Source organism: Streptomyces sp. NPDC026394 (assembly GCF_055567735.1).
Genome location: NZ_JBVHPX010000004.1, coordinates 104122 through 115653 on the forward strand (window position 1 = coordinate 104122; position 11532 = coordinate 115653).

At 74.1% G+C, this 11532-nt stretch carries 7 protein-coding genes and 1 pseudogene; 3 read left to right on the forward strand and 5 right to left on the reverse strand.

The genetic code is table 11. The annotated features are described in order from the left end of the window. Positions 1-57: 57 nt before the first annotated feature. A pseudogene (locus ACZ4QV_RS12030) lies at positions 58-679 on the forward strand (RraA family protein). Positions 680-724: 45 nt separating this feature from the next. Here ACZ4QV_RS12030 and ACZ4QV_RS12035 read toward each other — a convergent pair. The 3 genes from ACZ4QV_RS12035 to ACZ4QV_RS12045 form a co-directional block, all read right to left on the reverse strand. Next, complete coding sequence (locus tag ACZ4QV_RS12035; RefSeq protein WP_361590276.1) at positions 725-1930, reverse strand: cytochrome P450; 1206 nt, start codon at positions 1928-1930, stop codon at positions 725-727. A 75-nt stretch (positions 1931-2005) separates the two neighbouring features. Continuing rightward, positions 2006-2689 (reverse strand): LOG family protein, encoded by a 684-nt coding sequence (locus ACZ4QV_RS12040; RefSeq protein WP_361590273.1) that lies wholly within the window; start codon positions 2687-2689, stop codon positions 2006-2008. Continuing rightward, positions 2686-4254, reverse strand: coding sequence for an adenylosuccinate synthetase (locus ACZ4QV_RS12045; protein ID WP_467762834.1), 1569 nt, complete (start codon positions 4252-4254; stop codon positions 2686-2688). The genes ACZ4QV_RS12040 and ACZ4QV_RS12045 overlap by 4 nt, the downstream gene beginning before the upstream one ends. 771 nt (positions 4255-5025) lie before the next feature. Between ACZ4QV_RS12045 and ACZ4QV_RS12050 the strand changes: the two genes are divergently transcribed. Both ACZ4QV_RS12050 and ACZ4QV_RS12055 read left to right on the forward strand, forming a co-directional pair. Further along, positions 5026-8268, forward strand: coding sequence for an amino acid adenylation domain-containing protein (locus ACZ4QV_RS12050; RefSeq protein WP_467762835.1), 3243 nt, complete (start codon positions 5026-5028; stop codon positions 8266-8268). A gap of 55 nt (positions 8269-8323) precedes the next feature. Next, the gene (locus ACZ4QV_RS12055) at positions 8324-9235 is read left to right on the forward strand and encodes a lyase family protein (protein ID WP_467762836.1); all 912 of its coding nucleotides are present in this window, start codon (positions 8324-8326) and stop codon (positions 9233-9235) included. 46 nt (positions 9236-9281) lie between these two features. Here the strand turns inward: ACZ4QV_RS12055 and ACZ4QV_RS12060 are convergent, their stop codons facing one another. Both ACZ4QV_RS12060 and ACZ4QV_RS12065 read right to left on the reverse strand, forming a co-directional pair. Further along, a complete protein-coding gene (locus tag ACZ4QV_RS12060; protein WP_361590261.1) occupies positions 9282-10751 on the reverse strand; it encodes a UbiD family decarboxylase in 1470 nt (489 codons plus the stop codon). A gap of 78 nt (positions 10752-10829) precedes the next feature. After that, positions 10830-11489: a non-oxidative hydroxyarylic acid decarboxylases subunit B gene (locus tag ACZ4QV_RS12065; protein WP_361590336.1), complete on the reverse strand. Its 660-nt coding sequence runs from the start codon at positions 11487-11489 to the stop codon at positions 10830-10832. Positions 11490-11532 lie beyond the last annotated feature (43 nt).

Sequence of the window (11532 nt, forward strand, 5' to 3'; positions counted from 1 at the left end):
TGGCGGGGCCCGGCCGGATCCGACCGCACCGGACTCCGGAATCGGGAGGAGGAGTGCATGAACGACATCTCAGGTTTCAGCGGCGTCCCGTCGACCACCCTCGCCGATCTCTTGGGGCGCGGGCAGGTCATGGACGCCGGTATCCGCCCGCTGTGGTCCCCGGTCCCGTGCGTCGCCGGGCCGGCGTTCACCGTGCGGTGCCCTCCGGGTGACAACCTCATGCTGCACGCGGCGGTCCACCGCGCGGAGCCGGGCTCGGTCCTCGTCGTCGAGTCGGGCGACATGGACCACGCGCTGGCGGGCGGAAACGTGTGCGCGGTGGCGCAGCGCCGTGGTGTCGCGGCGATCGTGGCCGACGGGCTGACCCGTGACCTCGCCGAGGTACGGGAGGCGGGCTTCCCCGTGTACGCGCGCGGCGTCATCCCCGTGCCCGGCACCAAGGCGGCCGTCGCGCCGCTCAACGGCCCGGTGCGCTGCGGCGGGGTGAGTTCGGGCCGGTGACATCGTGGTGGCCGACGAGGAGGGCGTCGTGGTCACCCCCGCGGCCCGCCGGGACGAGGTGCTCCTGACCGCGGAGAAGAAGCTGGCCAAGGAGGCCGCCGAGACCCTCGACCAGTGGGAAGCGGCCCACCGGGCCCGTATCGACACGATCCTGCGGGAGCAGGGCTTCACGGGCTGAGCGGCCCCTGCGGGGTACCGGCCCACCGGGTCGGCACCCCGGCCCTCACCCTTCGCCGCGGGCCGTCCAGCGGACCGGCACCGCCACCGGCAGCGTGACGGCGTAGTAACGGTGCCAGGCGATCTCGTCGGCGGGTACCGCCAGGCGCAGGTCCTCGGTCCGCTCCAGCAGCACGCGCAGGGTCTCCGCGGCCTGCATCCGGGCGACCGGCCCGCCCGGGCAGCGGTGCCGCCCGTCGCTGAACCGCAGGTGGGGTCCGGGCGGCCGGTCGATGTCCAGGCGCTGCGGGTCGGGGAAGACCCGCGGGTCGTGGTTGGCCGCGTCGGTGGACACCAGGACGAGGTCGCCTTTGCGTACCAGGACGTCGTCGAGCAGCACGTCCTCGCGGGCGTTGCGGGGCAGCGCGTCGCCGAGGAAGACCGTCCAGCGCAGCAGTTCGTCGACCGCCTGCGGCAGCAGCGCGGGGGCCGCCCGCAGCCGGGCCAGCACCTCCGGGTGGCTCATCAGCCCTACGCTCGCGGCGCCGAGGAAGGTGGCCGGGTTGCCGAACTGGGAGATGAGGAGGAAGACGAAGAGGTCGGCGACCTCCTCCTCGTCGAGCACGCCGGACGCGTCGCTGAGGGCGAGGAGCCGGCCCAGCAGACCGGTGCCGTCCGCGCGCAGGCCGGGCAGCCGCTCCAGCATCCATTGCTGGGCCAGCGCCCAACTGTCCGGCACCGCGGGGAGGCTCTGCGGACCCGTACGGAAGATTGTGAAGAGCGTGGTGTTGTCCGGGCAGCCCTCCGGGTCCAGGCCCAGCAGTTCCATGGTCAGCGCGCGGGAGAGCGGCATGATGAACCCGTCGACCAGGTCGCCCGGCTGCTCCCCGGCCAGGAACGTGCCGAGCAGGCCGGCGGCGGTCTCCCGGACGCGTTCCGGCGTCAGGTGCTGCTGGTGCGGGCCCACGCCCCGGAAGAGTTCCTGGAGGAGGCCGGCCTTCTCGCAGTGGGTACGGATGTCGGTGATCGAGAGCGGCGGGACGAGGGGGTCCTGCCGGGGCATCCACGGGTCGGAGGTCAGGGTGAGGCTGAAGCGGCGGTCCCGCAGGACCGAGCGCACCTGCTCGTGGCCGGTGACCAGCCAGGCGTCGGTGCCGGTGTTGGTGCGTACGCGCAGGATCGGCCGGTGGGCCACCGACTCGGCCAGTTCGGGTGCGAGCCGGTCGCCCCGGAAGCAGAAGGGGTAGCGAGGGAGTCCTCCGTCGTCAGGCATGGGGCTGCTCCTTGTCTCGGCCTGGCGGGAGGGGCGGGAGCCGCCCGTCCCGTCCAGTGGCCGCCTCACGGGGTGTCAGGTCTGTCCGGGACCGATCGCGGCGGGCTCCGAGTGCGGGCCGGGCGGCAGGGCGGCCAGGTGCAGCGCGTCGTCCACGGACTTGGCGTGCCGGACGAGCTGCCGGTCGGCGTCGGAGAGGAACCCTTCGTCGCGGGCGTGGTCCAGCATCCTGGTGAGCGGGCCGAAGAAGCCGCCGTCGTCCAGCAGCACGATGCGCTTGTGGTGCAGGCGCAACTGGGCCCACGCGGTGATCTCGAAAAGCTCCTCCAGCGTGCCGTAGCCGCCCGGGAGGGCGAGGAAGGCGTCGCTCTGGGAGTGCATCAGGGCCTTGCGTTCATGCATCGAGCCGACGATCCGCAGCTCGGTCAGGTCGCGCCGCCCGTACTCCCGGTCCATCAGGGCCTGCGGGATCACCCCGGTGATGCGGCCGCCCGCCGCGAGGACCGCGTCGGACAGCGCGCCCATCACGCCGACGCCACCGGCACCGTAGACGATGCGGATACCGCGCCGGGCGCACGCCTGCCCGAGTCTCGTGGCGAGTTGGACGTGTGTGGGACGCACGCCCGCGCTCGCGCCGCAGAACACGCACAGGCTCCGCAACGCGTGCCCGGCCGGTGGGCGGACCGGTCCGGCGTCGCCCGGCCGGGGTGTGTCCGACCGTGCGGAGGGCCCGTGGCTGCGTTCGGTGTCCGGTGTCATGAAGGGGTCCTCGTCTCTCCTTCGGTACGAGCCGCCCGCGGCGGTCCCGCCGCCGCGTGCGACGGCAGCAGGCCGGCCAGGCGCGTGGCGGGGTCGACGAGCAGGTCCCGCTCGGCCGGTCCGGTACCGGCCGCGGCCACTTCGACGCCCAGGAAGTCGGCGATGTAGCGCAGGAAGTCGCGGGCTTCGGGCGGGAGCTGGTCGTAGCGGGTCAGGCCGCGCGTGCTGCGGCGCCAGCCGGGCAGCCAGCAGTACAGCGGGCGGCAGCGCTCCAGGTACGCGTTGTCGGGTACGAACTCGCCGTACCCGCCGTCCGGCAGGACGTACCCCACGCACACGCCGATGCGGTCGAAGCCGTCCAGGATGTCGAGCTTGGTCACCACCACGCTCGTGTAGCGGTTGAGGCCGGCCGCCCACCGTGCGTGCGCGAGGTCCAGCCAGCCGCAGCGCCGGGAGCGGCCCGTGGTGGTGCCGAACTCCTCCCCGGTCCGGCGCAGCCGGTCACCGAGTTCGCCGGCGTCCTCGGTGACGAACGGGCCGTTGCCGACCATGGTCTGGTACGCCTTCAGCACGCCGACCCGGTGGCCGACGAGCGAACCGTCCAGACCGGTGCCGCTGGTGACGGAGTAGAAGGCGGTGGGCGAAGTCGTCACGTACGGGTACGTGCCGTGCTCCACGTCGAGCACCGGTCCCTGGGCCCCCTCCAGCAGGATCGAATAGCCCGCGTCGGCCGCCGCGCCGAGCAGCGCGACGGTGTCCGCCGCCACGGACAGCAGCGGATCACGGTACGTCTCCAGCCAGGCCAGGTCGGCATCGGCGTGGCCGGACGGCAGGCCGAAGAAGCGCACGTTCTGCTCGATCCGGCGCCGCAGCAGGTCGGGATCCCGCAGGTCGCGCACCCGGATGCCGATGCGGTTGGCCTTGCTGACGTTGGCCGGGCCGATGCCGCGCCGGGTCGTGCCGATCACGTCCGAGCAGCGTCCGCCGCCACTCTCCTGCCGGCCGTCGACGAGCCGGTGCAGCGGCAGGACGAGATGGGCCCGGTCGCTGACCACCAGCCGCCGGCGCAGCTCCGGTGCGTACGCGGCGGACGACGCGATCTCGCCGGCCAGGGTCCGCGGGTTGACCAGGACCCCGTTGGCGATGACGGCGAGCACGCCGGGGTGGCGCACACCGGAGGGCAGCAGATGGTTCTTGAGCGTGTGCACCTCGTCCGCGGCGTTCGTGAAGACCGTGGTGTGCCCGGCGTTGTCACCGCCCTGCACCCGGACGACGATCTGGTGGGCCGGGGCCAGCCGGTCCGTCATGGCCCCCTTGCCGCCGTCGCCCTGCTGGAGGTCTCCCACCCAGGTGATGTGCTGCCGGTGCGGTGGCGGTCCTGCCGTGCGCGTCAGCGGGGCGAGCAGCGCGCCGCGCCGTGCCTCCCGCGACGCGCCGAGCGCGGGCCACAGCGCCCGCGGATCACGGGACGGTGCCCGGCCGTTCGCGTCGTCGGGCGGCCGGGCAGGGCGGCCGACGGACGGCGGGCCGGGGCACGGTGACACCGGTGTCTCCTCATCAGGCATGCGGGGCCTCCACGGGGCGGTACGGGGGCAGCGGTACGAGGGGCGGAGGTGGGGTCGCGGCGGGTTCGGCGGAACCGGCGCGGTGTCGGGTGCGGATCCCGTTACGCGACGTGCTCCGAAGCCGGTTGCCGTACGCCGTGCCGGCGCCCGGCCGAGCACGGACGGACATGCCGAGGACGGACGTGCCGAGCACGGACGGACGTGACCGGACCGGCCCTGGACGCGCGGTGCCCGGGTGTTCGGCCGACGGCGTGCGGGCCGGGGAACCGGCGGCCGGTTCCCGAAGGCCCGACGCCGGTCCGTCCTCCCGCACATGAACACGTCCGCCACGATTTCTTCGCATCCGGGACTGCTCGCAAACCCTTCGTCCGGGTCACGCCTCCCCGGCCGAGGGGCGCATCGCGGTACGGGCGGTGGTACACCGCTCACGACGAGGCTCACGTTTGCTCACCGGAACGTTCCACATCATCCGCAAGAGTGAACAGCGGCATCGGATTGCTGGGTAACTGCCTAGTGCACCCGCTTTTTCGGGTGGCATGGAGGACACGCCGGAACGGGCTCCCGGCCCCGGTGCGGCCCGGCCACGGGGACCCGGCGGTCCACCGTCGGCGTGACCGTCCGGATGCGGCCCGCGCGGTGCCGCACCGCCGCCTCCGTCTCCTCTCCCACCGCCTTCAGCCGACCCGGGCCACCCGGTTCCGCCCGGAACCCGGCGCCCCGGCCGTCCGGGCGCTCCGACCGTGGCACTCCGACCGTTCCGAGGTATTGACCATGCTGCGACCCTCCCAGGTGCCCGGCCGGCCGGACCGGCACGCGCCGTGGAACGACACGGCCACGCCGTACCCTCGCGACCGCTGCCTGCACGAACTGTTCGAGGAGCGGGCGCGGGCCGCCCCCGGGGCGCCCGCCGTCCGGCACGGCGACCGTACCCTGACCTTCGGCGAGCTCAGCCGGCACTCCGACGCCCTCGCCCGGCGGCTGCTGTCCGCCGGTGTCCGTCCCGGCAGCACGGTCGGTGTGCTCGGCGGCCGGTGCCCCGAGGCGCTGGTGGCGTTCCTCGCCGTCGTCAAGTGCGGTGCCGCGTACGTGCCGTTGGACGACGCGTACCCGCCCGCGCGGTTGCGCGCCATGGCCGAGGAGGCGGACGTTCGGGTGGCCGTCGCGCTGCCGGGCAGCACGAGCCGGGTGCGCAGGCTGCGGGCCTGTGTGGACGGCGGTCTCGCCGCGCCGGACCCGGGAGCGGACGCGCCGGCCGGCGTTCCCGCTCCACCGGCCGGAGACTCCGCCCCACCGGCCGGCGACCCCGCCCCTCCAGGCGTGACCGTCGCCCCGGAGGACTGCGCCTACGTCATGTTCACCTCCGGCTCGACCGGCCGCCCGAAGCCGGTGGCCGTCCCGCACCGCGGCGTCGTGCGGCTGGCCGCCTCCGGCCCCTGGCTGTCTCCCCCGGTGCCCGGCGAGCGGGTGCTGCACGCCTACAGTTGCTCCTCGGACGCCTCGACGATCGAGATCTGGACGGCGCTGCTGTCCGGCGCCTGCCTCGTCGTCGCCGAGCGGGAGCAGTTGCTGTCCGTGGACGCGCTGGAGCGGCTGCTGCGCGAGGAGGACGTGGCGGTGGCCTTCCTGACCGCGGGGGTGCTGCACCATGTGGCGCGCACCCGGCCGGAGGCGCTGCGGAGCCTGCGGTTCGTCTCGGCGGGCGGCGAGGCGCTCGATCCGCGGCTGTGCCGCCGCGTGCTGTCCGCCTGCCCGGGGATCACCCTCGTCAACTTCTACGGGCCCACCGAGAACAGCGTCGTCTCCAGCGCGTACGTCGTACGGGACCTGCCCGCCGACGCTGCCTCCGTGCCCATCGGGCGCCCCTTTCCCAACTCGACCTGCCACGTGCTCCGCGACGACGGCACCCCCGCCGGGCCGGGCGAGGAGGGCGAGCTGCTCGTCGGGGGCGACGGCATCGCCATCGGGTACCTCAACGACCCGGAGCTGACCGCCGAACGCTTCCTCGACGACCCGTTCGGCCCCCGTCCCGGCGGGCGCCTGTACCGCACGGGTGACCGCGCCCGGTGGCGGCCGGACGGCACGCTGGAGTACCGGGGGCGCCGCGACCGGCAGGTCAAGCTGCGCGGATTCCGGGTGGAACTGGACGAGGTCGAGGCGCGGCTGCGCGCGCACGAGGCGGTCGCGGAGGCCGTCGTGGAGATCGACGGGGAGGGGACGCGCGCCCAGCCGGTGGCCTTCGTGACGCCGGCCCGCCCCGGCGCGGCGGTCCCGGCCGACCAGGTGCGCGCCTACCTGGGATCCTGGCTGCCCGCGCCCGCCGTACCGGGGCGCATCCACGTCCTGGACCGCTTCCCGGTCACCGGCGCGGGCAAGGTCGACCGGCGTGCCCTCCTCGCACCGGCGGCGCCTGCCCGGCAAACGCGTGCAACAGGAAACGGCGACACGAACGCAAACGGGCAACTGCCCCTCAAAGGGCTGGATTCCGAGGCTTCCGGAGGCCCAGCGGACGGAGTCGGCTCCGGCTTGCTGACCGTGCTCGCCGGCGTCTGGGAACACGTCCTGCGCGTCCGGCCGGCTCCCGACGACGACTTCTTCGCCCTCGGCGGCGACTCGCTGCTCATCGCCGAGGTGACCACCAGGACCATGACCGCGCTGCGCATGGACGCGGCCCACGGCACCTTCCTCGTGCGCAGCCTGCTGCGGGCACCGACGCTCGGCGCGTACGCGACGGCGGTGGACCGGGCGCTGCGGGACAGCCGGGCCGGCCGCCGGTCCGGCTCCGCGCCCGCGTCGGAGGCGGACTTCCTGAAGGAGGCGCGGCTCGGGCTGCGGTTGCCGCCGGTGCAGGGCCCCGTCCCCCGCCCACGTGACCCGGCGCGCGTCCTTGTCACCGGCGCCACCGGCTACATAGGAGCGTTCCTGCTCGACCGGCTCGCGCGGGTCACGGGCGCCGAACTGCTGTGCCCCGTACGGGCCCGGGACGCGGCGCACGCGCGGCGCCGGGTGTGTTCCAACGCCGCCCGGTACGGCCTGGACCTGTCCCCGTACGAGCAGCGGCTGACCTGCTTCCCGGCCGATCTGACCGTCCCGCGCCTGGGACTGCCGGAAGAGCGGTTCGGGCAGCTCGGCGAGACCGCCGACCTGATCCTCCACGCCGGGGCGCACGTCAGCTTCCTGCACCCGTACGCCGCGCTGCGTGCGGCCAACGTCGGCGGCACCCGGGAACTGGTCCGGCTGGCCGCCGGGCGGCGCGTCCCGCTGCACTTCCTGTCCACCGTCGCGGTGCTGGCCGGTTTCGGCACCGCCGGGGTGCGGGAGGTGGACGAGGACACCCTGCCGGCCCACGCCGACCATCTGTCGATGGGGTACGCGGAGAGCAAGTGGGTGGCCGAGCGGCTGCTCGCGGAGGCGGCGGAGGCGGGGCTGCCGGTGGCGGTGCACCGCCCGTACGAGGTCACCGGCGAGGAGCACACCGGCATCTGCAACACCGAGACGGCCATCAGCTCGCTGTTCCGCGTCATCGCGGAGACGGGTGTGGCGCCGGCCGTGCCGCTGCCGCTGGACTTCGTGCCGGTCGACCATGTGGCCGCCGCCGTGGTGCACCTGGCGACCCACGAACCGGCCGACGGCCGCACCTACCACCTCACCAACCCCCGGCCGGCCCGGCTGGCCGACATGGTGGACCGGATGCGGGCGGCGGGCTACGACATCCGGGAACTGCCGTACGACGCCTGGGTGGCGGAGCTGGTGCGGCATGTCGCGAGAAATCCCGGCAGCCCTACGGCTCCGTTCGTCTCGCTCTGTGTGGACCGCAGCAACAAGTCCGACATCAGCGTGAAGGAGATGTACCTCGATGATGTCTTCCCACGGCTCGGACGCGCCAACACCGAACGGGGCCTGCGGAACAGCGGACTGCGCTGCCCGCCCACCGACGCCGCCCTCCTCGACCGCTACCTCGCCTTCTTCCGCTCCAGCGGCTTCCTGCCCCCACCGCTCCCCCGCGCCGGCGGCTGAGCCGGCCGGCGGTCTCCGCGGAAGCCTGCCGGACGACGTCCTGGCCCGCGACTGGGTGTCCCCGGCGCTGGCGGACCTCTGGTCGGCCGAGCGCAAGGTGGTGCTGGAGCGGCAACTGTGGCTGGCGGTGCTGCGGGCGCAGGCGGCGGAGGGGGTGGCGGTACCGCCCGGTGTGACCGCTGCGTACGCGCGGGTGGTGGACCGGGTGGATCTGGACTCCATCACGGAGCGGGAGCGCCGGACGCGGCACGACCTCAAGGCCCGGGTGGAGGAGTTCAACGCGCTCGCCGGACATCAGCACATCCACAAGGGCCTGACGTCCTGCGACATCACCGACAACATCACGCAGGTACGGGTACGGCTGTCGCTGGAGCACCTGTCCGGCCGGGCCGGGGCCGTCGCGGAGCTGCTGCGCCGCCGGGGCCGTGCCGCTCCGGTCGCGCACGGCCTGCGCCGGGCCGCCGTGCGGCTGCGGACACTGGCCGACGGGTACCCGCTGCGGGGCGTCAAGGGCCCGGTCGGCACCGCCCAGGACATGCTCGACCTGCTCGGCGGCGACCGCGCCGCGCTGGACCGCGTCGAACGGCGTGTCGCGCGGCACCTCGGCTTCTCCCGTGTCATCGGCTGCGTCGGGCAGGTCTATCCGCGCTCCCTGGACCACGAGGTGCTGACGGCCCTGCCCGGCCTGTCCGCGGCGGCCGCGCTGGGCGGGGACCCGCGCGCCCGGCCCTGGAACCGGGCCGGCGAACTGGCGGTACTGCTGCGCGGATACACCGTCATGGCGGCGGGGGTGGCCGGTGAGCAGTGGCACGAGGGCGACGTGTCCTGCTCGGTCGTGCGGCGGGTGGCCCTGCCCGGGGCGTTCTTCGCCGCGGACGGGGTGCTGAGCGTCCTCGAAAGCTGGTGCCGCGGCGGTGGAGCGGGCGACGGTTCGGAGAAGCCGGGCCCGGCGCCCGGGGAGCTGTAGGCACCCCGGGCGCGCGGTGGGGCGGTCCGGCCGGTGGCCGCCGGGCTTACAGCGGCCGTGCGCCCGCCAGGAGTTCGAAGGTGCGGCGCTGCACGTCGGCCGGGTAGTTGTCGGCGAAGGCCGTGCTGTTCAGTTCGTCCTCGCGGACGCAGTCGAAGACGACGGTCGGGCCGGTGCCGGTGGCCCGCTCCTTCTCGTGGTAGCAGACCATCAGGTGCATGATCGCGGTGTCGGGCAGTACGTGGATACCGTCGGTGGGGTGCGAGCGGGTCGCGAAGCCCCACAGCACGTCACGGACGTCCGTCGGGTCGATGTCGTTGTCCAGGACCATGATCCGGGTGACCCACCAGCCGCCGTGCGGGAAGGCGTCGACGGCCTCGCCGACCGCCCGGCACAGCTCCTGCGACGACGTGAACGAGGTGCGCTCGCGCCAGTCCGGGTCGACGGTGACGGCCAGCACGTGCACGGCGGTCTCCGGGATCATCCAGGCGGCGGCCACCGGGATGCCGGCCTCGCGCAGGTAGTGGGTCCAGCGGGCCGAGTGGGTCAGGCCGATCAGGGTGTGGTCCTCGTCCACCGGCTTGCCCGCGCACACCACCGGCATGACGGGGTCGTCGCGGTGGGTGACCGCGGTGACGTGGTAGGCGGGCAGCGACCAGCTCCCCTCGGGGACGTAGCCGGCGAACTCCCCCATCGGTCCCTCCGGCAGCAGTTCGTCGTGGTCGATGTACCCCTCGATGACGATCTCGGCGGTGGCGGGCACTTCGAGGTCGACGGTCTTGCACCGTACGACCTCGACCGGCTCGCCGAAGTAGGACCCCAGGTAGGCCGCTTCGTCGACGTGCTCGGGCAGCGACATGGTCGACACGAGCGGGACGGCCGGCTCGGCGCCCAGGACCAGCGCGAAGGGCGTCCGTTCGCCGCGCGCCCGCCACATGTCGTCGATGACGCCGATGTGCTGCGGCGAGCCGGTGAAGGCGACGATGCGGCGCGCGTCGTGCAGCATGGCACGCGCGATGCCCCAGTTGGTCCACTTGCGGTCCGGGCTGCGCAGCACGAACGTGCCGACGGTGTTGGCGTACCGGCCGCCGTCGCCCTGGTGGAGCAGCGGGAACGGCAGCCGGGTCAGGTCGATCTCGGAGCCGAGCAGAACGTTCTCCTGGCACGGGCCGGAATCCAGGGTGACGGGCGGTACGGGGGGTGCCGACTGTGCGGCGACCAGGCCGTCCATCAGCTTCCGTGGCGGCGTGTCCGGGTGCAGGCCCAGGGCGAGCGCGAGCCGCGCGTAGGGCGCTCCCGGGCGGCTGCTCAGGGCGGCGGGCGCGGTGAGGACCCGGAAGCCGGGCCGGCAGCCGCGGATACGGGAGAGCAGTTGGGCCGGGGCCCGGTGCTCGGTGGCGTAGCGGGCGATCGCGCCGATCTCCAGTACGGGGTCCACCTCGTCGTCGATCACCCGCAGGTCGTCGAGTTCGGCCAGGGCTTCCAGGTAGTCGCGGAGGCTGGTGAGGTGCTTCATGGGCGGCTGCTCATCCTTTGTCGGTGGGGCGGGGCAGGGCAGGGCGGTGCGGGCCGGGAAGGACAGGAGGGGCGGTGGTCAGGGGAGGCCGGGGGCGGGCACCGCGGCCGCGCGGTGCTCCGCCGCGGCGCCGGCCTGCCGGCGGGCCGCGAACATCCCGTTCCAGCGGTACGCCTTGGGCGTGTCGATGCCGAACTGGTCGAGCACCCGGGTCACGGTGTGGTCCACGATGTCGTCGACCGTCGCCGGGTGCTGGTAGAAGGCGGGCACCGGCGGCAGCATCACCGCGCCCATCCGGGCCAGCGTGAGCATGTTCTCCAGGTGGATCTCGCTCAGCGGCGCCTCCCGCGGCACCAGCACCAGCTTGCGGCGCTCCTTGAGGGTGACGTCGGCGGCGCGGGCGATCAGACCGTCGGCGTAGCCCATGCGGATCGCGGCCAGCGACTTCATGCTGCACGGGGCGATCACCATGCCGTCCACACGGAACGAGCCGGAGGAGATCGCCGCGCCCTGGTCCTCCGGGCTGTGCACGACATCGGCGAGCGCGCCGACCTCGCGCACGCTCATCGAGGTCTCCCACTCGATGGTGCTGCGCGCCCACCGGCTGATCACCAGGTGGGTCTCCACGCCGCCGTGCGCGCGCAGCCGCTCCAGCAGCCGTACGCCGAGCACGGCGCCGGTCGCCCCCGTGATGCCGACCACGAGCCGCGCCGGGGCGGCGCTGCCGCCGCCGATCATGTCTGCCCTGTCTGCGGTGCCTGCGGTGTCTGCCATGTGTGCC